The sequence below is a fragment of the Vibrio renipiscarius genome, assembly GCF_000827885.1.
Classification (GTDB): Bacteria; Pseudomonadota; Gammaproteobacteria; order Enterobacterales; family Vibrionaceae; genus Vibrio; species Vibrio renipiscarius.
Window position 1 is genome coordinate 54,050 of record NZ_JTKH01000011.1, and the last position, 26,134, is coordinate 80,183.

The window sequence follows — 26,134 nt, forward strand, 5'->3', positions numbered from 1 at the left end:
ATGACTACAGATACCATTGTCGCTCAAGCTACCGCACCTGGTCGTGGCGGTGTCGGTATTATTCGCGTTTCTGGCCCACTGGCGGAAAAGGTGGCACTTGAAGTCGCAGGCAAGGCGCTGCGTCCCCGTTACGCGGAATATCTGCCATTTAGCGACGAAACCGGCAACCAAATCGATCAAGGTATTGCGCTCTACTTCCCTAACCCTCATTCATTCACAGGCGAAGATGTATTAGAGCTGCAAGGTCATGGTGGTCCTGTAGTTATGGATATGCTGATTAAGCGCATCTTAAAAATTGAAGGGATTCGTACCGCACGTCCGGGTGAATTCTCAGAACGCGCTTTCCTCAACGATAAGTTGGATTTAGCGCAAGCTGAAGCCATCGCTGACTTAATTGATGCAAGCTCAGAAGAAGCGGCAAAATCCGCTCTACAATCGCTCCAAGGGGCGTTCTCACAACGCATTAATACCTTAGTCGACTCTCTCATCTATTTACGCATCTACGTTGAAGCCGCGATTGATTTCCCGGAAGAAGAAATTGATTTCCTAGCCGATGGCAAGGTCTCTGCGGACTTACAAGCGATTATCGACAATCTTGCTGCCGTTCGCCAAGAAGCCAACCAAGGTGCGATAATGCGAGAAGGGATGAAAGTAGTGATTGCTGGCCGCCCTAACGCCGGAAAATCAAGCCTACTGAATGCATTATCAGGTAAAGAATCCGCGATTGTGACCGACATTGCCGGCACAACACGTGATGTTTTGCGTGAACATATCCATATTGATGGCATGCCATTGCATATTATTGACACCGCCGGACTGCGTGATGCGTCTGATGAAGTCGAAAAAATTGGCATCGAACGCGCTTGGGATGAAATAAAACAGGCTGATCGCGTTTTATTTATGGTCGATGGCACCACCACCGATGCAACCGATCCGACAGAAATTTGGCCTGATTTCGTTGATCGTTTGCCGGATAATATGGGAATGACCGTGATCCGTAATAAAGCAGATCAAACGGGTGAAGATCTTGGTATTTGCCACGTTAATTCGCCAACCTTAATCCGTCTATCCGCAAAGACAGGGCACGGCCTGGATGCTCTACGCACGCACCTAAAAGAATGCATGGGCTTTGCTGGCGGTCACGAAGGTGGCTTTATGGCGCGTCGTCGTCACTTAGAAGCACTCGAAAAGGCAGCAGACCATCTTGATATAGGCCAACAGCAACTCGAAGGCTATATGGCTGGAGAGATACTGGCTGAAGAACTGCGTATTGCCCAGCAACACCTCAACGAAATTACCGGTGAATTTAGCTCTGATGATTTGCTCGGACGCATCTTTTCTTCCTTCTGTATCGGAAAATAAACACCAAGAACGCGCCTTATTGGCGCGTTTTTATTAATCTATGCATAGATTTTTAATAAGGGAATTTGAATGATTCACATCATTACGGGTAGCACATTAGGTGGTGCGGAATACGTGGGCGATCATCTTAGTGATTTGTTGATAGAAAAAGGCTTTGAAACGACGATCCACAACCAACCACAATTGAACGAAATTGAGGCCAACGGCACCTGGTTGATCATTACCTCTACCCACGGTGCCGGTGACTATCCAGATAACATTCGACCGTTAATTCAAGCGCTACAATCAACACCACCGAACATGGCCAGTGTGAAATTTGCGGTCTTAGCCATTGGTGATTCGAGTTACGATACCTTTTGCGCAGCTGGGAAACATGCCCATGAATTGCTGTTAGATATCGGTACTGAGGCCATTTCTGATTGTTTTACCATCGATATACTCGCACATTCAGTGCCAGAAGATGCCGCAGAAGCTTGGTTAGAGCAGTATATTCACCAATTGTAAGCCATGATTTACTTTTCTTAGGCCAGCGTTCGCTGGCCTTTTTTACATCTGTGGATAGAAAAAGTCATGTTACGCATGTTTGACCGAACAAAAAACGAACAAACGAACTGTGTATAACTATAGTGTTATCCGGTGATTAACCTATAGTTATCCCAATAACAACTTTGATCGTTTCCTACCCCTGTGTATAAGTAGCCATTTTGATCCCAGGAAATCCTCAAACTGATCAACACAAGATCACAGTATATGATCATCAAAAGATCCATGATCTTGTTGATCATTTCTCACTTATCCACAGAGTTCGTCGATCCTAATAATAGATCTAATAAAAGATCATATATATAGATCTTATATATATTAACTTCGGGCACTAAACTTAAAAAACACAAAAGCCTTTTTCTCTCTACATGAAAACGGGTAGAATATCGCTCTTTTATCTGTCCGAATTTTCTTGAATACCAGAGGTCAGTTCATGCTTTATCACGAAAACTTTGACGTCATCGTTGTTGGTGGCGGTCACGCAGGAACGGAAGCCGCACTCGCATCAGCGCGTACAGGGCAAAAAACCCTCTTACTCACGCATAACATTGACACATTAGGTCAAATGTCTTGTAACCCTGCCATTGGTGGTATCGGTAAAGGGCACCTTGTCAAAGAAGTCGATGCAATGGGTGGATTAATGGCACAAGCCATTGATCACGCTGGTATTCAATTTCGCACTTTGAATGCATCTAAAGGTCCAGCCGTACGCGCAACTCGCGCTCAAGCCGATCGTGCTTTGTACAAAGCGTTTGTTCGTAATGTTTTAGAAAACACACCGAACCTGACGCTGTTCCAGCAATCTGTCGACGATCTTATGGTTGAAAACGATCGTGTGACCGGTGTTGTCACTCAGATGGGCCTTAAATTCCGCGCCAAAGCCGTTGTATTGACCGTTGGTACCTTCCTTGGTGGAAAGATCCACATTGGGATGGAAAGCAGCGCAGGAGGCCGCGCAGGCGATCCTCCATCGATCGCGCTGGCGGATCGTCTTCGCGATATGCCATTCCGTGTTGATCGCTTAAAAACCGGAACACCACCACGTATCGATGCCCGCAGTGTCGATTTTTCGGTTCTGGAAGTGCAACACGGTGACAATCCAACCCCAGTATTCTCGTTCATGGGTTCTCGCACGCAGCACCCACGTCAGACGCCATGTTTTATTACTCATACCAATGAGCGTACACATGACGTGATCCGTAACAACCTCGATCGCAGCCCAATGTATGCCGGCGTGATTGAAGGTATTGGCCCGCGCTACTGTCCGTCTATCGAAGACAAAGTCATGCGTTTTGCGGATAAAAATAGCCACCAAATCTTCATTGAACCAGAAGGGTTAACCACCCACGAATTGTACCCAAATGGTATCTCCACCAGCTTACCGTTTGATGTTCAAGTGCAAATCGTTCGTTCAATGAAAGGCTTTGAGAACGCGCATATTGTGCGTCCAGGTTATGCCATCGAGTACGATTTCTTTGATCCTCGCGATCTGAAACATACTTACGAAACGAAGTTTATCAGTGGTTTATTCTTTGCAGGTCAAATTAACGGCACAACTGGCTACGAAGAAGCGGCTGCGCAAGGTTTGATGGCAGGTTTGAATGCAAGCTTGTTTAGCCAAGACAAAGAAGGCTGGAGTCCACGTCGTGATGAAGCTTACGTGGGTGTATTGATCGACGATTTATCCACCATGGGTACCAAAGAACCGTACCGCATGTTTACGTCACGAGCGGAATACCGTTTGTTGCTTCGTGAAGACAATGCCGATCTACGTCTAACTGAAAAAGCGCGTGAACTTGGTCTTGTTGATGATGCTCGTTGGGCACGCTTCAACGAAAAAGTGGAAAACATGACGACCGAGCGTCAACGTTTGAAAGATACGTGGATGAACCCAAATTCAACCGGTATCGATGCGCTTAACCAGTTATTAAAAACACCGATGGCGCGTGAAGCCAGTGGTGAAGATCTTTTGCGTCGCCCTGAAATGACGTATGCACAATTGACTCAGTTGGCTGCGTTTTCTCCTGCACTCGAAGATCAACAAGCGGCAGAGCAAGTTGAAATTCAAGTTAAATACGATGGTTACATCAAACGCCAACAAGAAGAAGTCGAGAAATCACTTCGTCATGAGAGCACAAAGTTGCCACTTGATCTTGAATACCGTGATGTGAAAGGTCTATCGAATGAAGTCGTACTGAAATTGAACGACGCGAAACCAGAAAGTATTGGTATCGCTTCTCGTATTTCTGGCATTACGCCGGCGGCCATTTCTATTTTGCTTGTGCACTTAAAAAAACATGGCCTATTGAAAAAAGGCGAGGAAGCGTAATGTCTCTACTGCGTCAAAAACTGGATGAACTTATCGCTCAAACGGATTTAACCGTTACCGATATTCAACGTAATCAATTGGTTGGTTACGTTGAGATGCTAAATAAATGGAACAAAGCATACAACTTAACCTCAGTCCGTAATCCAGAGGAAATGTTGGTGAAACATATTCTCGATAGCATCATTGTGAGTACTCATCTAGAAGGTGAGCGCTTTATTGATGTGGGTACTGGCCCTGGTTTACCTGGTATTCCTCTATCCATCATGTGCCCTGACAAAGAATTTCATTTGTTAGATAGCCTTGGAAAACGTATTCGATTCATTAAACAAGTGATTCATGAACTTAAAATTGAAAACGTGACGCCGATTCAAAGTCGAGTGGAAGACTATCTACCTGAAGACAAGTTTGATGGTGTACTAAGCCGCGCCTTTGCTTCAATGGTCGATATGGTTGAGTGGTGTCACCACCTACCCAAAGATCAAACAGGTCGCTTCTTGGCATTAAAAGGTCAATTATCACAGGATGAGATTTCAGAACTGCCTGAGTGGTGTTATGTGACTGATGTCAAACCTTTACAAGTTCCTCAATTGGAAGGTGAGCGTCATCTAGTAATCTTATCGCGCAAGGAATAATAGCGAGGTAGATCGTGGGAAAAATTGTAGCCATTGCCAATCAGAAGGGCGGTGTTGGGAAAACAACGACTTGTGTTAACTTAGCGTCCTCTATGGCGGCGACTAAGCGCAAGGTACTGGTTATTGACCTTGACCCACAAGGCAATGCAACAATGGCGAGTGGGGTCGATAAGTATCAAGTCGATGCCACCGCTTATGAATTGTTGGTTGAAGACGTGCCGTTTGAAGAGGTCGTCGTCACGAAAACCTCAGGTCACTACGATCTTATTGCCGCCAATGGCGACGTAACGGCGGCAGAAATAAAATTGATGGAAGTGTTTGCTCGCGAAGTACGCTTAAAGCAAGCGCTTGCATCGGTTCGCGATAACTATGATTTCATCTTTATCGATTGTCCTCCTTCTCTAAACCTTCTTACAATCAATGCAATGGCAGCTGCGGATTCCGTGTTGGTGCCAATGCAGTGTGAGTACTTTGCACTAGAAGGTTTAACTGCGTTAATGGATACCATCAGCAAGCTCGCGGCTGTGGTGAATGAGAACCTGAAAATCGAAGGGCTATTACGTACTATGTACGACCCTCGAAACCGGTTATCAAATGAAGTATCCGATCAATTGAAAAAACACTTTGGCAGCAAAGTGTACCGCACTGTTATTCCTCGCAACGTTCGTCTCGCAGAAGCCCCAAGCCATGGTAAGCCTGCGATGTATTACGACAAGTATTCTAGTGGCGCCAAAGCGTATTTAGCGTTGGCGGGTGAAATGTTGCGTCGCGAAGAAGTACCTGCATAAATCATCAACATTTAAGGAACGTAAACTCATGTCTAACCGTGGTTTAGGTAAAGGGCTTGATGCTCTGCTTTCGACCAGTTCACTGGCGCGCGAAAGGCAGCAATCCGCCATCAATAGCCAAGCTTTGTCTAGCAATGGTGAGTTGACCGAATTGAATGTGAGCAGTTTGCGCCCAGGTGTTTATCAACCGCGTAAAGAGATTCATCCTGAAGCGTTAGAAGAACTAGCGGCTTCAATTGAATCACAAGGCATCATCCAACCCATTGTGGTTCGCATGGTTGAGCATGGCCGTTATGAAATTATCGCGGGTGAAAGACGTTGGCGAGCAGCGAAAAAAGCCGGTCTCAGCCAAGTGCCGTGTTTGATCAAACGCGTTGAAGATCGTGCGGCGATCGCGATGGCGTTGATCGAAAATATTCAGCGTGAAGATCTGAATGTCATCGAAGAAGCACAAGCATTAGAGCGCTTGCAGAATGAATTTTCGTTGACTCATCAACAGGTTGCTGACGTTATTGGTAAATCTAGAGCCGCGGTGAGTAACATATTACGTCTAAATCAGCTAGAAAATGACGTAAAGAGTCTTGTTTCTGCTAAAAAGCTCGATATGGGGCATGCTAGAGCGTTATTGGCTCTAGAAGGGTTACAGCAAGTTGAGATTGCTGAACATATTGCGCGCAAACAATTAACGGTTCGTCAGACCGAGCAGCTTGTGAAAAAGTGCTTAGAGCCGCAAGTTGAAGCGAAAATAGGGTTTCAGGACGAAAAAATCCAACATATGTCACATAAATTGAGTGAAATGTTGGGTGCAAAAGTGTCAATTGTTCGTTCTAATAACGGCAAAACCAAGGTTACGATTAATATCGACGAACCTGAAAAGCTAACGCAACTCATTGCCAAGCTAGAACGGTAAATGAGATAATTGATCTCAATCAATTTATGCAAATAACGAAATTTTGTGTGAAAGTTGTCGGTTTGTAAACAAAATTGTAACTTTTTGCTGTGTTTTCATTGCATTCAGTTCGACTCACCGTATAATTTTTTCCAATTTCCCCAGCAGTTAGGAAGTGTTGCTGTGGATTTTACTCGAGGTACGAATACATGGTAGCTGCGTTGGCTAGACCAGGACGAGAGCTTGCTAAGCAATTGTTAATGATCCAGCTTGGCGCGGTTACATTAGTGGCGGCGGGAATGGCTGCGACTGTGAATGTTGAATGGGGTCTTTCAGCACTGATTGGTGGTAGCATTTTTGTTATTGCGAATGCGGTGTTTGCTCTATGTGCTTTTGCTTTCAGCGGAGCGCGTGCGGCAAAGAAAGTAGCAGCATCCTTTTTTACGGGTGAAGCGCTTAAAATCCTGATCACAGTTGTTCTTTTTTCTCTTGTCTACATGTATATACAGGTGGAACTTGTTCCCCTTAAACTAACCTATTTACTGGCTCTAGGTATTAATATCTGTGCGCCAGTGCTATTCATTAACAACAATAAATAGGATGAGTTATGGCTGCGCCAGGTGAAGCGCTAACACAATCCGGATATATTGCCCACCACCTCTCTAACCTGTCTTTAGCTAAGTTAGGGTTGGTAGCGGAAGAAGCAAGCTTCTGGAATGTACATATCGATAGCCTGTTTTTTTCTTGGTTTACCGGTTTAATTTTCTTAGGAATCTTTTACAAGGTAGCAAAGAAAGCAACAGTAGGTGTACCAGGTAAGCTTCAGTGTGCTGTAGAAATGATCGTAGAATTTGTCGCGGAAAACGTCAAAGACACGTTCCATGGACGCAACCCTCTGATAGCGCCTTTAGCACTAACTATCTTTTGTTGGGTATTTTTAATGAACGTGATGGACTTAGTTCCGATCGATTTCTTACCTTACCCAGCAGAGCATTGGCTTGGAATCCCTTATTTGAAAGTGGTCCCTTCAGCTGATGTGAACATCACCATGGCTATGGCACTAGGCGTATTCGCTCTGATGATTTACTACAGCATCAAAGTGAAAGGTCTAGGTGGCTTTGCAAAGGAATTGGCTTTACATCCATTCAATCACCCAGTAATGATTCCGTTTAACTTACTGATTGAAGTGGTATCGCTGCTTGCGAAACCGCTATCACTTGGTATGCGTTTATTCGGTAACATGTTTGCAGGTGAGGTTGTATTCATCCTTTGTGCGGCAATGCTACCATGGTACTTACAATGGATGGGCTCATTACCATGGGCAATTTTCCATATTTTGGTAATTACGATTCAAGCATTCGTGTTCATGATGTTAAGCATTGTTTATCTATCAATGGCACACGAAGATAGTGATCATTAATTTTTTTAAGCTTTTTATTTGGGCACATAAGCCAACAACTATAAATTGGAGATAGTAATGGAAACTTTACTGAGCTTTTCTGCAATCGCCGTAGGTATTATCGTCGGTCTTGCTTCTCTTGGTACAGCGATTGGTTTCGCACTTCTTGGTGGTAAATTCCTTGAAGGTGCAGCACGTCAACCAGAAATGGCTCCGATGCTACAAGTTAAGATGTTCATCATCGCTGGTCTACTTGATGCGGTTCCAATGATCGGTATCGTAATCGCGCTACTGTTCACGTTCGCAAACCCATTTGTGGGTCAACTAGCAGGCTAATTAACAATTCTGTTAATTGTATTTTTGTAGTTGATTCTTAAAAGGGAGTAGCTGTTGTGAATATGAACGCAACTCTGCTAGGTCAAGCAATCTCGTTTGCTCTATTTGTGTGGTTCTGCATGAAATATGTATGGCCGCCATTGATGAGCGCTATTGAAGAACGTCAGAAGAAAATTGCTGACGGTCTACAAGCGGCAGAACGAGCGTCTAAAGACTTGAACCTGGCACAAGCCAACGCTTCTGATCAATTGAAAGAAGCGAAGCGCACAGCAACTGAGATCATTGAGCAAGCGAACAAGCGTAAAGCTCAAATTCTTGATGAAGCTCGTGAAGAAGCTCAGGCAGAACGCCAGAACATTCTTACTCAAGCGGAAGCAGAAATTGAAGCTGAACGTAACCGTGCGCGCGATGACCTGCGTAAACAAGTTGCGACTCTGGCTGTCGCTGGTGCTGAGAAAATCCTTGAGCGTTCTATTGATATAGAAGCGCAAAAAGATATTCTCGACAACATTACTGCAAAACTTTAAGTCTGGGGGCGCATATGTCTGATTTGACTACTATCGCACGCCCCTATGCTAAAGCAGCTTTCGACTTTGCAGTGGAAAAAGATCAACTAGACCAATGGGGTCAAATGTTATCTTTTGCCGCTGAAGTTGCTAAGAACCAACAAGTAAAAGAGCTGTTAAGCAGCTCTATGTCTGCTGAGAAATTAGCCGAGATATTTGTTGCGATTTGCGGCGAGCAAGTTAATGCACACGGTCAAAACCTGCTACAGGTAATGGCTGAGAATGGTCGTTTAAAGGCCCTTCCTGATGTCAGCGCGCAATTCTTCGCTTTGAAGAAAGAGCACGAGAAAGAAATCGATGTTGAAGTGATTTCAGCGTTCGAGCTTTCTAGTGAGCAGCGTGCAAATATCAGTAGCAAACTTGAAGTGCGTTTAGCACGCAAAGTAAAGCTGAATTGCAGTGTAGATCAGGCCCTACTTGGTGGGGTAATAATTCGAGCCGGAGACTTAGTCATCGATAACTCAGCACGCGGTCGTTTGAACCGTCTGGGCGATGCATTGCAGTCTTAATGGGGATTGGAGCATGCAACTTAATTCCACTGAAATTAGCGATCTAATCAAACAACGTATCGAATCTTTCGATGTTGTTAGTGAAGCTCGCAACGAAGGTACTATCGTATCGGTAAGCGACGGTATCATCCGCATTCACGGCCTAGCGGACGTGATGCAAGGTGAAATGATTGAATTACCGGGTGGCCGTTATGCACTAGCACTTAACCTTGAGCGTGACTCGGTTGGTGCGGTTGTAATGGGCCCATTTGCTGACCTTAAGGAAGGCATGAAAGTTACAGGTACTGGCCGCATCCTTGAAGTGCCAGTTGGTCCAGAATTGCTAGGTCGCGTAGTGAACACACTAGGTGAGCCTATCGATGGTAAAGGTCCAATCGAAGCGAAACTAACTTCACCTGTAGAAGTGATTGCACCAGGCGTAATCGACCGTAAATCGGTAGACCAACCTGTGCAAACTGGTTACAAGTCAGTTGACTCAATGATCCCAATCGGTCGTGGTCAGCGTGAGCTTGTTATCGGTGACCGTCAGACTGGTAAAACAGCGATGGCGATCGATGCAATCATCAACCAGAAAAACTCTGGTATTTTCTCAATCTACGTAGCAATCGGTCAGAAAGCATCGACTATCGCTAACGTGGTTCGCAAACTAGAAGAGCACGGCGCACTAGCAAACACGATTGTGGTTGTGGCATCTGCTTCTGAATCTGCAGCGCTACAATATCTAGCGCCATACGCAGGTTGTGCGATGGGTGAATACTTCCGCGATCGCGGTGAAGATGCACTGATTGTTTACGATGACCTATCTAAGCAAGCGGTCGCTTACCGTCAAATCTCGCTACTACTAAAACGACCACCTGGCCGTGAGGCATTCCCTGGTGACGTATTCTACCTTCACTCGCGTCTACTAGAGCGTGCTGCTCGTGTAAACGAAGAGTATGTAGAGCGTTTCACTAATGGTGAAGTGAAAGGTAAGACCGGTTCTTTAACTGCGCTTCCTATCATCGAAACTCAAGCAGGTGACGTTTCAGCATTCGTACCGACTAACGTAATTTCGATTACCGATGGTCAGATCTTCCTACAAACTGAGCTATTCAACGCGGGCGTACGTCCAGCGGTTGACCCAGGTATCTCAGTATCTCGTGTAGGTGGTTCAGCGCAGACAAAAATCATCAAGAAGCTATCTGGCGGTATCCGTACTGCACTAGCTCAGTACCGTGAACTAGCGGCATTCGCTCAGTTCTCGTCTGATCTTGATGACGCAACGAAAAAGCAGCTAGACCACGGTCAAAAAGTAACAGAACTGATGAAGCAGAAACAATATGCTCCGATGTCTGTGTTTGACCAAGCGCTAGTGATCTTTGCGGCAGAGCGCGGCTACTTGGCAGATGTTGAAATCAACAAACTGCTCGATTTTGAAGCTGCTCTACTATCGTATGCTCGCAGTCAATATGCTGAATTTGCAGCTGAGATTGACAAGACGGGTGCTTACAACGATGAAGTTGAAGCTCAGTTGAAAACACTGACAGACGACTTCAAAGCAACCCAAACTTGGTAATAGGTCGGTGGCAGTAATGCCACCAACTAATGGAGAGTAACGATGGCCGGCGCAAAAGAGATACGTAATAAAATCGGTAGTGTTAAAAGCACGCAGAAAATTACGAAAGCTATGGAAATGGTAGCCGCTTCAAAAATGCGTCGTTCTCAAGACGCAATGGAAGCATCTCGTCCATATGCTGAAACAATGCGTAAAGTGATCGGTCATGTGGCTAATGCAAATCTAGAGTACCGTCATCCGTACTTAGAAGAGCGTGAAGCTAAGCGTGTTGGTTACATCATCATTTCGACAGACCGTGGTTTGTGTGGCGGCTTGAACATTAACGTGTTTAAAAATGCCTTAACAGACATGCAATCTTGGAAAGAGAAAGGTGCGGAAGTAGAACTGGCGGTTGTCGGTTCGAAAGCAACGGCTTTCTTCAAGAGTAGTGGCGCGAAAGTGGCTGCTCAGGTTTCAGGTTTGGGTGATAACCCAAGTCTTGAAGACCTTATCGGTTCTGTTAGCGTCATGCTTAAGAAATACGATGAAGGTGAACTGGATCGCCTGTATGTGGTTTACAACAAGTTTGTAAACACCATGATTCAGCAACCAACGATCGATCAATTGCTACCTTTGCCTAAATCGGACAGCGAAGAGATGCAGCGTGAGCACTCATGGGATTATATCTATGAGCCTGAGCCAAAGCCTCTATTGGACACACTTCTAGTGCGTTACGTAGAGTCACAGGTTTATCAGGGTGTCGTCGAGAACCTTGCTTGTGAGCAAGCGGCTCGAATGATTGCGATGAAAGCTGCAACGGATAACGCGAGTGACCTGATTGATGATTTGGAACTGGTGTATAACAAAGCCCGTCAGGCTGCGATTACACAAGAACTGTCTGAAATCGTATCAGGTGCGGCAGCGGTTTAAGCTTAGGTTAAACGAAATAGTTTAGAGGATTAACGATGGCTACAGGTAAGATCGTACAGATCATCGGTGCGGTAGTCGACGTAGAGTTCCCACAGAGCGATGTACCTAGTGTATATGACGCTCTAAACGTTACGGAATCAAAAGAGCGTTTAGTTCTTGAAGTTCAACAACAGCTAGGCGGTGGCATAGTTCGTTGTATCGTAATGGGTAGCTCAGATGGTTTACGTCGCGGAGTTGAAGTTGTAAATACTGGCGCTCCAATTTCAGTACCAGTAGGGACTAAAACCCTAGGTCGTATCATGAACGTTCTTGGGGACGCGATTGATGAGCGTGGTGAAATCGGTGCGGAAGAGCTTTACTCTATCCACCGTGAAGCACCAAGCTACGAAGAGCAATCAAACGAGACAGCACTTCTAGAAACCGGTGTTAAAGTAATCGACTTGATTTGTCCATTCGCTAAGGGTGGTAAAATCGGTCTATTCGGTGGTGCAGGTGTAGGTAAGACCGTTAACATGATGGAACTTATCAACAACATCGCACTACAGCACTCAGGTCTATCTGTGTTTGCTGGTGTTGGTGAGCGTACTCGTGAAGGTAACGATTTCTACTTTGAAATGCAGGAAGCAGGTGTTGTAAACATCGAAAAACCTGAAGAATCAAAAGTAGCAATGGTTTACGGTCAGATGAACGAGCCACCAGGCAACCGTCTACGTGTTGCACTGACGGGCCTAACGATGGCAGAACGTTTCCGTGACGAAGGTCGTGACGTACTATTGTTCATCGATAACATCTACCGTTACACCCTTGCGGGAACAGAAGTATCGGCACTGCTAGGTCGTATGCCATCAGCGGTAGGCTACCAGCCGACACTTGCTGAAGAAATGGGTGTACTTCAAGAGCGTATCACGTCAACTCGTCAAGGTTCTATCACGTCTGTACAGGCGGTATACGTACCTGCGGATGACTTGACTGACCCGTCTCCAGCAACTACGTTCGCGCACTTGGATGCAACGGTTGTACTTAACCGTAACATCGCTGCAATGGGTCTATACCCTGCGATCGACCCACTAGATTCTACATCACGTATGCTAGATCCATTGGTCGTTGGTCAAGATCACTACGACACTGCTCGTGGCGTTCAGCAGACACTTCAGCGCTATAAAGAGCTGAAAGATATCATTGCGATCCTAGGTATGGACGAGCTATCTGAGTCAGATAAGCAAGTTGTATCGCGTGCACGTAAGATTGAACGTTTCCTAACACAGCCTTACCACGTAGCGGAAGTATTTACTGGTGACCCTGGCGTTTACGTATCTCTAAAAGAGACTCTACGTGGCTTCAAAGGTCTACTAGCTGGTGAATACGATGATATCCCAGAGCAAGCGTTTATGTACTGCGGTACGATTGACGATGCGATTGAGAAGGCTAAGAAGCTGTAAGGCTTACTAGGAGGCGATATGGCAGCAATCCCATTTCACCTAGACGTTGTTAGTGCAGAGAAAAAACTTTTCTCTGGCCTAGTTGAAACGTTTCAGGTGACCGGTAGCGAAGGTGAACTTGGTATTTTCCATGGTCATACACCGCTGCTGACCGCTATCAAGCCTGGTATGGTGCGTATTGTGATGCAAAACGGCCACGAAGAAATTATTTATGTTTCTGGTGGTATGATAGAAGTACAGCCTAGTACAGCAACTGTATTGGCCGATACTGCTATCCGTGGTGATGAACTAGACGCAGCAAAGGCTGAAGAAGCAAAACGTCGTGCTGAAGAGAATATTCAAAATCAGCATGGCGATATGAACTTCGCGCAAGCGGCCAGTGAACTGGCTAAAGCCATTGCTCAGCTACGAGTGATCGAGCTGACGAAAAAACGCCGTTAATCTTGGATTGAAGGTGTTTGATAAATAATAAAGGCGGTCAGATGACCGCCTTTTTGTTTATCTGCTGGCAAATATTTAATGGCGGCATTAACTATTGTCAGTGAGCGGTTTACAATAACGAATAATTACAAATCAACGTCTACAGGTTTAATCATGAAATTCAGCGCTGTCATTCTCGCTGCGGGTAAAGGTACTCGCATGTATTCCCAAATGCCTAAGGTATTGCATACGTTGGCTGGTAAGCCAATGGCAAAACATGTGATTGACACTTGTGTGGGTCTTGGGGCGCAGAATATCCATCTTGTCTATGGTCACGGTGGCGATCAAATGCAAGCGACTTTGAGTGATGAATCGGTTAATTGGGTGCTGCAATCTGAGCAACTGGGTACGGGTCATGCGGTAGATCAGGCTTCGTCTGAATTTGCGGATGATGAAAAAATCCTTGTTCTCTATGGTGATGTGCCGCTGATTTCTACTGAAACCATCGAAAACTTACTTGATGCACAACCTACCGGTGGTATTGCGTTGCTGACGGTCGTACTTGATAACCCAATGGGTTATGGTCGTATTGTGCGTAAGAACGGTCCTGTTGTGGCGATCGTTGAGCAAAAAGATGCGACTGATGAGCAGAAATTGATTAAAGAGATCAACACGGGTGTCATGGTGGCAACCGGTGGTGATCTGAAACGTTGGCTATCGGGTCTAAATAACCAAAATGCCCAAGGTGAGTACTACTTAACGGATGTGATTGCAGCAGCGCATGACGAAGGTCGCGCGGTAGAAGCGGTTCATCCTGTTAGCCCAATTGAAGTGGAAGGGGTGAACGACCGTGCTCAACTTGCTCGTTTAGAGCGTGCTTACCAATCAATCCAAGCTCAAAAATTACTTGAGCAAGGCGTAATGCTGCGTGATCCGGCTCGTTTTGATCTACGTGGTCAACTGCAGTGTGGTATGGATGTCGAAATCGATGTGAACGTGATTATTGAAGGTTCAGTATCGATTGGTGATAACGTGGTTATCGGTGCCGGTTGTGTATTGAAAGATTGTGAAATCGATGACAATACCATTGTTCGTCCATACAGCGTGATTGAAGGTGCGACGATTGGTGAAGAGTGTACCGTTGGTCCATTTACCCGTCTTCGTCCTGGCGCTGAGCTGCGTAAAAATGCTCATGTTGGTAACTTCGTTGAAGTTAAGAATACTTGTCTGGGTGAAGGTTCAAAAGCGAACCATTTAACCTACCTAGGTGATGCTGAAATTGGTCAACGCGTGAATGTTGGTGCCGGTGTGATTACTTGTAACTACGATGGTGTAAACAAGTTTAAGACCATTATTGGTGATGATGTTTTTGTTGGTTCCGACAGTCAGTTGATTGCACCAGTAACGGTTGCAAATGGTGCGACTATTGGCGCAGGTACGACATTATCGAAAGATGTTGCAGAGGGTGAGTTAGTCATCACTCGCGCGAAAGAACGCAAAATTACAGGCTGGCAACGTCCTGTGAAAAAATAAGCACCGATGTTTGTGTGTTAACGATTCAATATAAAAAGCCGCTCAATGAGCGGCTTTTTTGTTCATGCTGTTTTAATGGTGACGTTGGATTACTTCTCGTCACTGACAACGCGAGAGTTGTCTGGTGTAGTGAAATGCTCGCCAAGTTCACGATTAGACACAACGTATCCGATCCACATACCAACCATGCAAATCACAATTGCAATGCCAGTTACCATTTGTGCTTGGCTTGCCATCGATGCAACAAGCGCACTTGCAAAGCTACTCACACAGATTTGTAAGCTGTTTTGTAGGCCCGCCGCAGTGGCAGGGCTTTGCTTAGCGCTGCCTAATGCGCGGTTTACAACGATTGGGTACATCGCACCGTTTGCCACTGCGATTAAACAGAAGGGCGCTAGGATTGGCCAGATCGAGCTGAGTTGCCATTGTGAAGCAACAAAAATCATAATGGCTGAAACACTAAACAAAGCAATTAATTGACGAAGAACTTTCTCATCGCCGTATTTTGCCACGGCACGTTTACCGAAGTAACCACCAACCATAAAGGCGATCGTTTGTGGAATAAAGCTCAGGCCAATGTCTTTGGCTTCATAGCCTAGTTTTGCCATGATTTCAGGCATACCGGTTAGGTAGGCAAAGAACGCTGCAGATGCGGTTGCAAACATCATGACATTGCCCAAATAGGTTTTCGAGCTAAGCAGTGCTTTGATATCCCCTTTAATTGAGGTTTGCTTTACCTCAACTTGTTCTTTTGGCTGCATCAGAGTCGTTGCCGCCAGTAATACACCAATCAAAGTTAGGCAGACGAAGATAGAGTGCCAACCAAAATTGTCTGCCAATAACACACCCAGTTGCGGTGCCAAGGCTGGAGACAGCGCAACCAACGGCATAATGGTGGCGAAGACTTGCTGGCTAGTGCTTGCGTCATAACGCTTAATGACCATTGCTTGCCAAATAACGGCAGGAGCACAAACCCCAATGGCTTGAATGAAGCGTAAGCTCAATAGTTGCCAAACTTGCTCACTGAACGCTAGGCCAAGTGAAGCCAAAGTAAAGACGATCATGCCGGCAAATAGCGTATTGCGGTGACCGTATTTATCGGAGGCTAATCCCCACAGTAATTGGCCACTTGCCATACCGACTAAGAAGATTGTTAACGATAGAGCAATTTGCTCTGGACCGGTCGCAAAGTCGACTTCCATTGCTTTAAATGCTGGAAGGTACATATCCGTTGCGACAAAGCCCAACATGGACAGTGCGGCAAGGTAGAAAAGTTGCAGTTTGGATACTTTCATATTCATCTTCAAAAAAATTGATTGATAAACGACTTTGCTAGCGTCGTATTAATTAGGGTTGCTATTCTATTTTTCATTAGCTTGAATTAGAAACGTTAAAATTTGCGGTTATCAATCAAAAAATTTGAAAGCTAGATGGCCACGGGCTAGGCTATAGGTTGGACTGTTCCTGTGTGCGGATTAGATAGATGTTTGCAAAATCGTCATTAGAAATGCTCGATACGGTTGCTCGCTTAGGTAGTTTTACTGCTGCGGCTGAAGCTCTACACAAAGTGCCTTCAGCGATCAGTTATGGCGTTCGTCAAATCGAGCGAGATCTTGATGTCGTTTTGTTTCGTCGTTTGCCGCGGAAAGTGGAGTTGACCCCTGCGGGTGAGTTGTTCCTGATAGAGGCTCGCAGCATGCTAAGGCAGATGGAAGAGATCACGACACAGACACGTCGAGCAGCACACGGCTGGCAAAAAACACTGCGTTTAACACTCGATAACGTGGTGAAGTTGGATAAGATGAAACCGTTGATTGAGGACTTTTATCAAACCTTTCAACACGCTGAATTGCAGATCAACATGGAAGTGTATAACGGTTCTTGGGAGGCGATTTCCCAAGGCCGAGCTGACATCGTGATTGGTGCAACTTCAGCGGTACCTGTCGGAGGGGATTTTGAAGTGCGTGATATGGGAAAGCTTGAGTGGGCTTTTGTTGTTTCCCCTACGCATCCTTGTGCGACGGCAGCGAATTTAGAAGAATCATTCGTGAGCCAGTTTCCTTCTATTTGCCTCGATGACACTTCCACCGTATTACCGAAGCGGCATAATGTGCATTACGCTCAGCAACGACGTTTATTACTGCCGAACTGGCATAGTGCGATAGAGTGCTTAAGAAACGGTGTGGGGGTTGGATTTATGCCTCGTCATATTGCTCAACCTTTGATTAAAGAGGGGATGTTGGTCGAGAGAGTATTACCTGAGCAAAATCCGTTGAGTCAATGCTGTATGGTGTGGCGCAAAGATGATAACCACCGCATGATTGCATGGATGGTGGATTATTTAGGCTCAAGTGAGAAACTTTACCTAGACTGGCTACAATCGAATTAGAACAACGCCCACGATTGGGCGTTGTTCGTTTCTCGCAATAATAAGCCTCGTAATAATAAGTTAAGTGCGCTCAAAAACCGTCGCAATACCTTGGCCTAAGCCAATACACATTGTCGCGAGACCGTATTTTGCGTTATTGGCTTCCATCAAATTGATCAAGGTGGTCGAGATCCGCGTTCCAGAGCAACCGAGTGGATGACCCAATGCAATTGCCCCGCCATTTAAATTGATCTTCTGATCCATCACGTCGAGTAAACCAAGATCTTTTGCCACAGGCAACGCTTGGGCGGCAAACGCTTCATTTAGTTCGACCACATCCATATCGTCAATGGTTAACCCCGCCCGTTTTAGGGCTTTTTGTGTTGCAGGTACGGGGCCGTATCCCATGATAGAAGGGTCACAGCCAGCGATAGCCATCGATTTTATCCGAGCCCGAATCGGTAAGCCTAATTCGTTCGCTTTGTCTTCGCTCATGATGAGCATGGCTGATGCGCCATCAGATAATGCGGATGATGTCCCTGCCGTGACGGTGCCGTTAACCGGCTCGAAGACGGGGCGTAATTGAGCGAGGCTTTCGACGGTGGTTTCAGGACGAATGACTTCATCATGCTCAAGCAATATTAAACTGCCATCTTGAGCGTGCCCTTCAGTTGGCAATATTTCGTTGTTAAAGCGTCCTTCCATGGTGGCGGCATGCGCTCTTGTATGAGATCGGGCGGCAAATTCGTCTTGCTGCTCGCGGCTAATACCATGCAATTTGCCTAGCATTTCCGCTGTGAGTCCCATCATTCCAGCGGCTTTGGCCACGGTTTTTGACATGCCTGGGTGAAAGTCGACGCCATGATTCATAGGAATGTGGCCCATATGTTCAACCCCACCAACTAAACAGATATCGGCATCACCGGTCATGATCGCTCGGGTGGCGTCGTGGAGGGCTTGCATTGATGAACCACATAAACGATTGACGGTGACAGCCCCAATCTCTATCGGTAAGTCAGCGAGTAAAGCAGCATTACGCGCGATGTTAAATCCTTGCTCCAACGTTTGTTGAACACACCCCCAGTAAATATCTTCGATTTGGTGTGGGTCGACCGCGGGATTGCGATTAAGTAACCCTCGCATTAAATGAGCGGAGAGATCTTCAGCACGTACATGCCGATAAGCGCCCCCTTTTGAGCGACCCATTGGTGTGCGTAAGCAATCAACAACGACGACGTTCTTTGTCTCTATAGTCATTTCGAATCCTCCTTAAATCGAACCTTGTTGTTGGTCGCTATAAAATTGCTCGCCGCTTTTTGCCATATCCAACAATAACTGCGGTGTTTGATATATCGCGCCAAGGTGTTGGTATTGTTTTGCTTGTTCAACAAATTGGTCAATGCCGATGCTGTCTAGATAACGGAAAATACCGCCTCTAAATGGGGGGAAGCCAAGTCCATATACCAGAGCCATATCCGCTTCTTGAGGGGATGCGATAATGTTTTGCTCTAAACATAAAACGACTTCATTGATCATGGGGATCATCGCACGTTCGATGATCGTTTGATCATCAAATGCTTTTGACTCTTTACTGACGCTTTGGATCAACGGCAGAACAGCATCATCAAAGCTTTTTTTCGGTTTACCTTTCCGGTCAATACTGTAGTGGTAGAAACCATGACCATTTTTTTGGCCAAACTTCCCAGCCTCAAATAAGGCATCAATCACATCTCGTTCTTGCTTTGCCATGCGTTCCGGAAAACCCTGCGCCATAACGGCTTGTGCATGATGAGCCGTATCTATACCCACGACGTCGAGTAAATAAGCGGGCCCCATTGGCCAGCCAAATTGACGTTCCATGACTTTATCGATGTGTGTAAAGTCTGCCCCGTCACGTAGAAGGAGACTAAAGCCCGCAAAGTAGGGGAACAGCACTCGATTAACGAAAAAACCGGGACAGTCATTAACAACTATCGGTGATTTCCCCATTTTTGCCGCGTAGGCAACAACGCGATGAATGGTTTCATCGGAAGTGTGTTCGCCGCGAATAACTTCAACTAAAGGCATGCGATGGACGGGGTTGAAGAAGTGCATACCACAGAAGTTTTCCGGTCGTTGTAGTGACTTTGCTAATAGATTGATTGGTATGGTTGAGGTATTGGATGTGATTACTGTCTCTTTATCCACGTTCTGTTCGATCTCGCTAAGTACAGCGGCCTTAACCTTTGGATTTTCTACTACGGCCTCAACAACAACATCAGATTCATTGATGCCCGCGTAATGAAGGCTGGGTGTGATTGATGCAAGAATACCCGCCATTTTAAACCCATCGATACGGCCACGAGATAGACGTTTATTGAGCAGCTTTGACGCTTCGTTCATGCCAAGATCAAGGGAAGGTTGAGCAATATCTTTCATCAATACGGGTACACCTTTTAATGCCGATTGATAAGCAATACCTCCCCCCATAATTCCAGCCCCTATTACGGCGGCACGGAGTGTTGTTGTATTCGCGGCTTTCGCGGATGTTTTTGCTAGGCCTTTAATATATTGGTCATTGAGAAAAAGCCCAACGAGTGATTTGGCTTCTGCGGATTGAGCTAATTGAATAAAGTGCTGACGTTCAATATCCTGCGCTTCGTTACGACTAAAGCGAGCTCCTTCTTCTATCGCTTTTACTGCCGTCATCGGTGCTGGATAGTGAGGGCCTGCTTTTTGCGCGACGAGACCTTTTGCCGTCGTAAAACTCATCATTGCTTCGAGCTTACTTAAAGTCAGCGCAGAGGTTTTTTGTTTACGGCGGGATTGCCAATCAATCTTTTCATTGATCGCTTGTTTGAGCGTCGCCAGTGCTGAGCTGTTGAGAGTGTCGGTATCCACAATCGCATCGAGTAAACCAATCTTAAGCGCTTCATTTGCACGACATGCTTTGCCTTGAGTGATAATTTCCATCGCACTATCAGCACCAATGACTCGCGGTAAGCGTACACATCCCCCAAAACCGGGCATGATACCCAACTTGGTTTCTGGTAAACCAATGCTGGTGGTGTGATCTCCTATACGGATATCGGTAGCGAGTACACACTCACATCCGCCGCCAAGAGCATGGCCTTTGATGGCAGCTAGTGTTGGAAAAGGCAAATCTTCCAATTTATTAAATATTTGATTGGCAAATTGTAGCCACTGGTCGAGCTCATGTTGTGGTTTGGCAAACAAGCCTAGAAATTCGGTGATGTCTGCACCGACGATAAATGATTCTTTACTGGAGGTTAGAAGCAATCCATCGATACCAGAGGTTTGCTTGATCACATCCAGTGCAGCATCCAAGGATTCTAAGGTCGCAAGATCGAGTTTATTCACCGAGTTGGGTGAGTGAAAGCAAATCTCGACGATACCAGATTGCACTTCCTTTACATGTAGGGTATTGGCTTGGTAAATCATGTCTATCTCCGTGACATACAATCTACGATTGGATTTAAATTAGTCTGGTAGGACCAGTTTATTTAGTGTGGACCGGAGATGGTTGCAATTCAATACGAAATTAAACAAATTATTAACATTGTGATTTGTGTATTCCTTCTCTTCTATTGTTAAAGGCACGTGATAGACTGCTGCTCTTGTTTGATATTCCGGCAAATTATGAACACTAAGCCTTACTTAATACCTGCACAGGCGGTTGTCTTTGAAGAAGAGATTAAGAAAAGTCATTTCATCACTTATCTAGCCCACACTCCAAGTATAGAAACCGCGAAAGCCTTCGTTGAACAAATCAAAGCAAAGCATATGGATGCACGTCACAATTGCTGGGGTTTTGTTGCTGGGCGTCCTGATGACTCAATGCAATGGGGATTTAGTGATGATGGTGAACCTTCGGGTACCGCGGGGAAACCAATCTTGGCTCAGTTGTCGGGATCGGGTGTGGGTGAAATTTCAGCCGTCGTGACTCGATATTATGGTGGCATTCGTCTTGGTACGGGCGGATTGGTTAAGGCGTACGGTGGTGGTGTACAACAGGCTCTCAAGCAGCTTCAAACAATAGAGAAAAAAATCACCACATTCGTTACGCTCCAGTTAGACTATGGTTTTATGCCGGTCGCACAATCGCTGTTTAGTCAGTTCGGTGTGCAAGAAGTTGAGGCACAATACAGCGATGAAGTTATGCTTACTCTTGAAGTTGAAGTACGCCAGCTAGATGAGTTTAGCCAAGCGATAATCAATAAAAGTGGCGCTAAAGCACTAATAACCCCAATTAATGGGAAATAACAGGAAGTCAGAAGCCTAGCTTCACTCGTCAATAATCAATGCAATTTCGATCTATTATCCGTATCGTAGGGCTACTGCTCGCCCTCTTCAGTGTCTCTATGCTTGCTCCTGCCTTGGTCGCCCTTATTTACCGAGATGGCGCAGGTGTTCCCTTCGTGACCACTTTTTTTGTGCTGTTATTTTTTGGTTTTATCTCTTGGTTTCCTAACCGAAGGCATAAACATGAATTGAAAGCGCGAGATGGCTTCTTGATTGTGGTGCTATTTTGGACCGTAATCGGCAGCGCAGGCTCATTACCATTTTTACTTTCCGACAACCCTAACGTTTCAGTGACAGACGCCTTTTTTGAATCATTTTCGGCACTGACAACGACAGGGGCGACGGTGATTGTCGGTCTTGACCACTTACCTAAAGCGATTCTGTTTTATCGCCAATTTCTGCAGTGGTTTGGTGGTATGGGGATCATTGTGCTCGCGGTTGCGATTTTACCGGTACTCGGCATCGGTGGTATGCAGTTGTATCGCGCTGAAATTCCAGGGCCAGTAAAAGACAGCAAAATGACTCCCCGCATTGCTGAAACAGCTAAAGCATTATGGTACATCTATTTAAGTCTCACGATCGCTTGTGCGGTGGCTTTTTGGCTGGCGGGTATGACACCATTTGATGCCATAGGGCATAGTTTTTCCACGATCGCGATCGGTGGGTTTTCTACTCATGATGCGAGCATGGGCTATTTCGATAGCTATGCCATTAATATGATTACCGTGGTGTTCCTATTAATCTCAGCTTGTAATTATTCCCTTCACTTTGCGGCATTTGCTTCTGGTGGTGTGCATCCTAAGTACTATTGGAAAGACCCTGAATTTCGCGCATTCGTCTTTATTCAAGTATTACTGTTCTTAGTTTGCTTCCTGATGCTTTTGAATCATCTTGCCGCCGATTCAATCTATGAAGTGTTTGATCAGGCATTGTTCCAAACCGTTTCTATTTCCACTACCGCTGGCTTCACCACAACAGGTTTTGCGGATTGGCCGCTATTCTTACCCGTTTTATTACTGTTTTCTTCTTTTATAGGGGGGTGCGCAGGGTCAACGGGTGGTGGTATGAAAGTGATACGTATTTTATTACTTACTCTACAGGGCGCGCGTGAGCTGAAACGCTTGGTTCACCCAAGAGCAGTCTACACCATTAAAGTTGGGGGAAGCGCTTTACCACAAAGAGTCGTTGATGCCGTGTGGGGATTCTTCTCTGCTTATACATTGGTGTTTGTGGTTTGTATGTTGGCGCTTATTGCAACGGGAATGGATGAGCTCAGTGCTTTTTCAGCGGTTGCGGCAACGCTGAATAACCTTGGCCCAGGTTTGGGTGAGGTATCCCTGCATTTTGGTGATATTAATGACAAAGCGAAATGGGTTTTGGTTGTATCTATGTTGTTCGGTCGGCTAGAGATCTTTACCCTACTAATACTACTCACTCCTACCTTTTGGCGCAGCTAAGGACTTTTCGTGAAAAAAGCACTTTTTCTTTATTCTTCTCGCGAAGGACAAACAATCAAAATTCTCCACTATATAGAGGAGCAATTGGACGACTATCAATGTGAGTTAATCGATCTCCATAATGTGGATACAATCGATCTCTCTCTTTATGATCGCGTATTGATTGGTGCCTCTATACGCTACGGACATTTAAATAAGAAGCTATATCGATTCATTGAGCGTCATCAGCAACAGCTCGATGACCACAAGGTTGCATTTTTCTGTGTCAACTTGACGGCACGTAAAGAAGACCAAGGTAAAGATACGCCAGAGGGAAGCGTCTATATAAAGAAGTTTCTAAAGCTATCCGTTTGGCAGCCAAAATTGATTGGGGTATTTGCAGGAGCGCTCTATTACCCTCGTTATAATTGGTTTGATAGAAACATGATTAAATTGATCATGAAAATGACCAATGGCGAAACGGATACCAGCAAAGAAATCGAGTACACAAACTGGAAGAAAGTAGCGTTGTTTGCCGATAGATTTAAAACCATTTAAAGAAACTGCTATTTTTGACACTTATAGCTCGATTTTTAGTCGAACAGTTCAAAAAGATAAAAAAACTAAAAAAAGGGGTTGCCAATAAGATCTCAGCCCCTATAATGCGCACTCACTGACACGGCAAGGCTTCGAAAGAAACAAGAGCCGAGTTAGTAAGGTTATTTAGCCAAGCAAGTTGCTTGAAAGAAGTTTGAAAAAAGTGGTTGACACTAAACTTCAAATCGCTAAAATGACCGTCCGCTTGAGAGAAGACCCCAAGCGATGCTCTTTAAAAATATAAACCTATCAATCTGTGTGGGCACTCGTTGATGATAATCCAATAAGTTATTGCTTAGGCAATGACTGTTTCTTCGGAAGCACCATTGGGTTCAATGAACTGAGTGACCAATACAAATAGCTACTTGTAGTTATTTGGCACAGTCAATTCATTACCATTCTGTTGGAATGGTAATAGCTTTAAAATTACTTCTTACTTTCGGGTAAGAACAGTTTTGAAGTCAGTATTCATTGAGCCGACAAAATCTTAAATTGAAGAGTTTGATCATGGCTCAGATTGAACGCTGGCGGCAGGCCTAACACATGCAAGTCGAGCGGTAACAGGAAGAAAGCTTGCTTTCTTTGCTGACGAGCGGCGGACGGGTGAGTAATGCCTGGGAATATGCCTTAACGTGGGGGATAACTATTGGAAACGATAGCTAATACCGCATGATGCCTACGGGCCAAAGAGGGGGACCTTCGGGCCTCTCGCGTTAAGATTAGCCCAGGTGGGATTAGCTAGTTGGTGAGGTAATGGCTCACCAAGGCGACGATCCCTAGCTGGTCTGAGAGGATGATCAGCCACACTGGAACTGAGACACGGTCCAGACTCCTACGGGAGGCAGCAGTGGGGAATATTGCACAATGGGCGCAAGCCTGATGCAGCCATGCCGCGTGTATGAAGAAGGCCTTCGGGTTGTAAAGTACTTTCAGTCGTGAGGAAGGCATTTGCGTTAATAGCGTAGGTGTTTGACGTTAGCGACAGAAGAAGCACCGGCTAACTCCGTGCCAGCAGCCGCGGTAATACGGAGGGTGCGAGCGTTAATCGGAATTACTGGGCGTAAAGCGCATGCAGGTGGTTCGTTAAGTCAGATGTGAAAGCCCGGGGCTCAACCTCGGAATTGCATTTGAAACTGGCGGACTAGAGTGCTGTAGAGGGGGGTAGAATTTCAGGTGTAGCGGTGAAATGCGTAGAGATCTGAAGGAATACCGGTGGCGAAGGCGGCCCCCTGGACAGACACTGACACTCAGATGCGAAAGCGTGGGGAGCAAACAGGATTAGATACCCTGGTAGTCCACGCCGTAAACGATGTCTACTTGGAGGTTGTGGCCTTGAGCCGTGGCTTTCGGAGCTAACGCGTTAAGTAGACCGCCTGGGGAGTACGGTCGCAAGATTAAAACTCAAATGAATTGACGGGGGCCCGCACAAGCGGTGGAGCATGTGGTTTAATTCGATGCAACGCGAAGAACCTTACCTACTCTTGACATCTAGAGAAGCCAGCGGAGACGCAGGTGTGCCTTCGGGAACTCTAAGACAGGTGCTGCATGGCTGTCGTCAGCTCGTGTTGTGAAATGTTGGGTTAAGTCCCGCAACGAGCGCAACCCTTATCCTTGTTTGCCAGCGAGTAATGTCGGGAACTCCAGGGAGACTGCCGGTGATAAACCGGAGGAAGGTGGGGACGACGTCAAGTCATCATGGCCCTTACGAGTAGGGCTACACACGTGCTACAATGGCGCATACAGAGGGCTGCCAACCAGCGATGGTGAGCGAATCCCAAAAAGTGCGTCGTAGTCCGGATTGGAGTCTGCAACTCGACTCCATGAAGTCGGAATCGCTAGTAATCGTGAATCAGAATGTCACGGTGAATACGTTCCCGGGCCTTGTACACACCGCCCGTCACACCATGGGAGTGGGCTGCAAAAGAAGTGGGTAGTTTAACCTTTCGAGGAGGACGCTCACCACTTTGTGGTTCATGACTGGGGTGAAGTCGTAACAAGGTAGCGCTAGGGGAACCTGGCGCTGGATCACCTCCTTATACGATGATTACTCACGATGAGTGTCCACACAGATTGATGGTTTTTGAGGTTTTAGACCTCGAGCTATTATGCTCTTTAACAATTTGGAAAGCTGACTGATAACAACATTGTTGTTATCAAAAAAAGTTCTCAATGTTTACCTTTATGGTAAACACCAAAAAACACATTCAAGTGTTCTTGGCAAT

Annotated in this window: 23 protein-coding genes and 1 rRNA gene; 21 read left to right on the forward strand and 3 right to left on the reverse strand. The window is 45.8% G+C overall.

All coding sequences use genetic code 11. The annotated features are described in order from the left end of the window. The 16 genes from mnmE (at position 1) to glmU (ending at position 15,209) form a co-directional block, all read left to right on the forward strand. Complete coding sequence (mnmE, locus tag OJ16_RS09100; RefSeq protein WP_040989640.1) at positions 1 to 1,362, forward strand: tRNA uridine-5-carboxymethylaminomethyl(34) synthesis GTPase MnmE; 1,362 nt, start codon at positions 1 to 3, stop codon at positions 1,360 to 1,362. Positions 1,363 to 1,431: 69 nt separating this feature from the next. After that, a complete protein-coding gene (mioC, locus tag OJ16_RS09105; RefSeq protein ID WP_040989642.1) occupies positions 1,432 to 1,866 on the forward strand; it encodes an FMN-binding protein MioC in 435 nt (144 codons plus the stop codon). Between the two features lie 472 nt (positions 1,867 to 2,338). Further along, entirely contained in the window at positions 2,339 to 4,234 is a 1,896-nt protein-coding gene (mnmG, locus tag OJ16_RS09110; RefSeq protein WP_040989644.1) for a tRNA uridine-5-carboxymethylaminomethyl(34) synthesis enzyme MnmG, read from the forward strand. Further along, positions 4,234 to 4,866 (forward strand): 16S rRNA (guanine(527)-N(7))-methyltransferase RsmG, encoded by a 633-nt coding sequence (gene rsmG, locus OJ16_RS09115; RefSeq protein WP_040989645.1) that lies wholly within the window; start codon positions 4,234 to 4,236, stop codon positions 4,864 to 4,866. The genes mnmG and rsmG overlap by 1 nt, the downstream gene beginning before the upstream one ends. Before the next feature lie 14 nt (positions 4,867 to 4,880). Then, positions 4,881 to 5,654 carry a ParA family protein gene (locus tag OJ16_RS09120; RefSeq protein ID WP_040989647.1) on the forward strand — a complete coding sequence of 258 codons (774 nt, stop codon included), beginning with the start codon at positions 4,881 to 4,883 and terminating at the stop codon, positions 5,652 to 5,654. 28 nt (positions 5,655 to 5,682) lie between these two features. Continuing rightward, positions 5,683 to 6,564, forward strand: coding sequence for a ParB/RepB/Spo0J family partition protein (locus OJ16_RS09125; protein ID WP_040989649.1), 882 nt, complete (start codon positions 5,683 to 5,685; stop codon positions 6,562 to 6,564). Positions 6,565 to 6,752: 188 nt separating this feature from the next. Beyond that, entirely contained in the window at positions 6,753 to 7,142 is a 390-nt protein-coding gene (locus OJ16_RS09130) for a F0F1 ATP synthase subunit I (RefSeq protein ID WP_040989651.1), read from the forward strand. Between the two features lie 8 nt (positions 7,143 to 7,150). Then, positions 7,151 to 7,963, forward strand: a complete 813-nt coding sequence (gene atpB / locus OJ16_RS09135) for a F0F1 ATP synthase subunit A (protein ID WP_040989653.1) — start codon at positions 7,151 to 7,153, stop codon at positions 7,961 to 7,963. A gap of 57 nt (positions 7,964 to 8,020) precedes the next feature. Next, on the forward strand, positions 8,021 to 8,278 hold the full coding sequence (atpE, locus tag OJ16_RS09140; protein ID WP_005372317.1) for a F0F1 ATP synthase subunit C: 258 nt from the start codon (positions 8,021 to 8,023) through the stop codon (positions 8,276 to 8,278). Between the two features lie 56 nt (positions 8,279 to 8,334). Next, entirely contained in the window at positions 8,335 to 8,805 is a 471-nt protein-coding gene (gene atpF, locus OJ16_RS09145) for a F0F1 ATP synthase subunit B (RefSeq protein WP_040989665.1), read from the forward strand. A 14-nt stretch (positions 8,806 to 8,819) separates the two neighbouring features. Continuing rightward, positions 8,820 to 9,353: a F0F1 ATP synthase subunit delta gene (gene atpH / locus OJ16_RS09150; protein WP_040989667.1), complete on the forward strand. Its 534-nt coding sequence runs from the start codon at positions 8,820 to 8,822 to the stop codon at positions 9,351 to 9,353. Between the two features lie 13 nt (positions 9,354 to 9,366). After that, positions 9,367 to 10,908, forward strand: coding sequence for a F0F1 ATP synthase subunit alpha (gene atpA, locus OJ16_RS09155; RefSeq protein ID WP_040989669.1), 1,542 nt, complete (start codon positions 9,367 to 9,369; stop codon positions 10,906 to 10,908). Between the two features lie 42 nt (positions 10,909 to 10,950). Continuing rightward, positions 10,951 to 11,817 carry a F0F1 ATP synthase subunit gamma gene (gene atpG / locus OJ16_RS09160; RefSeq protein ID WP_040989671.1) on the forward strand — a complete coding sequence of 289 codons (867 nt, stop codon included), beginning with the start codon at positions 10,951 to 10,953 and terminating at the stop codon, positions 11,815 to 11,817. A gap of 35 nt (positions 11,818 to 11,852) precedes the next feature. Then, positions 11,853 to 13,256, forward strand: coding sequence for a F0F1 ATP synthase subunit beta (atpD, locus tag OJ16_RS09165; RefSeq protein ID WP_040989673.1), 1,404 nt, complete (start codon positions 11,853 to 11,855; stop codon positions 13,254 to 13,256). 18 nt (positions 13,257 to 13,274) lie between these two features. Further along, a complete protein-coding gene (locus OJ16_RS09170; protein WP_040989675.1) occupies positions 13,275 to 13,697 on the forward strand; it encodes a F0F1 ATP synthase subunit epsilon in 423 nt (140 codons plus the stop codon). A gap of 153 nt (positions 13,698 to 13,850) precedes the next feature. Further along, a complete protein-coding gene (gene glmU, locus OJ16_RS09175; protein ID WP_040989676.1) occupies positions 13,851 to 15,209 on the forward strand; it encodes a bifunctional UDP-N-acetylglucosamine diphosphorylase/glucosamine-1-phosphate N-acetyltransferase GlmU in 1,359 nt (452 codons plus the stop codon). 89 nt (positions 15,210 to 15,298) lie between these two features. Here the strand turns inward: glmU and punC are convergent, their stop codons facing one another. After that, positions 15,299 to 16,504 carry a purine nucleoside transporter PunC gene (gene punC / locus OJ16_RS09180; RefSeq protein WP_040989678.1) on the reverse strand — a complete coding sequence of 402 codons (1,206 nt, stop codon included), beginning with the start codon at positions 16,502 to 16,504 and terminating at the stop codon, positions 15,299 to 15,301. A 188-nt stretch (positions 16,505 to 16,692) separates the two neighbouring features. Between punC and punR the strand changes: the two genes are divergently transcribed. Next, positions 16,693 to 17,598 carry a DNA-binding transcriptional activator PunR gene (gene punR, locus OJ16_RS09185; RefSeq protein WP_040989680.1) on the forward strand — a complete coding sequence of 302 codons (906 nt, stop codon included), beginning with the start codon at positions 16,693 to 16,695 and terminating at the stop codon, positions 17,596 to 17,598. A gap of 60 nt (positions 17,599 to 17,658) precedes the next feature. On the opposite strand, the gene fadA is transcribed toward punR, so the two are convergent. Then, positions 17,659 to 18,834, reverse strand: coding sequence for an acetyl-CoA C-acyltransferase FadA (gene fadA, locus OJ16_RS09190; protein WP_040989682.1), 1,176 nt, complete (start codon positions 18,832 to 18,834; stop codon positions 17,659 to 17,661). A 12-nt stretch (positions 18,835 to 18,846) separates the two neighbouring features. Beyond that, entirely contained in the window at positions 18,847 to 21,018 is a 2,172-nt protein-coding gene (gene fadB, locus OJ16_RS09195; RefSeq protein ID WP_040989683.1) for a fatty acid oxidation complex subunit alpha FadB, read from the reverse strand. A 198-nt stretch (positions 21,019 to 21,216) separates the two neighbouring features. Between fadB and OJ16_RS09200 the strand changes: the two genes are divergently transcribed. The 4 genes from OJ16_RS09200 to OJ16_RS09215 all read left to right on the forward strand — a co-directional run bounded on the left by OJ16_RS09200 (position 21,217) and on the right by OJ16_RS09215 (position 25,948). Beyond that, entirely contained in the window at positions 21,217 to 21,840 is a 624-nt protein-coding gene (locus OJ16_RS09200) for a YigZ family protein (RefSeq protein ID WP_040989685.1), read from the forward strand. Between the two features lie 38 nt (positions 21,841 to 21,878). Continuing rightward, positions 21,879 to 23,336 carry a TrkH family potassium uptake protein gene (locus OJ16_RS09205; RefSeq protein WP_040989686.1) on the forward strand — a complete coding sequence of 486 codons (1,458 nt, stop codon included), beginning with the start codon at positions 21,879 to 21,881 and terminating at the stop codon, positions 23,334 to 23,336. A 9-nt stretch (positions 23,337 to 23,345) separates the two neighbouring features. Continuing rightward, positions 23,346 to 23,873, forward strand: coding sequence for a menaquinone-dependent protoporphyrinogen IX dehydrogenase (gene hemG / locus OJ16_RS09210; RefSeq protein ID WP_040989688.1), 528 nt, complete (start codon positions 23,346 to 23,348; stop codon positions 23,871 to 23,873). Positions 23,874 to 24,401: 528 nt separating this feature from the next. After that, positions 24,402 to 25,948: ribosomal RNA gene (locus tag OJ16_RS09215) — 16S ribosomal RNA — on the forward strand. Positions 25,949 to 26,134 lie beyond the last annotated feature (186 nt).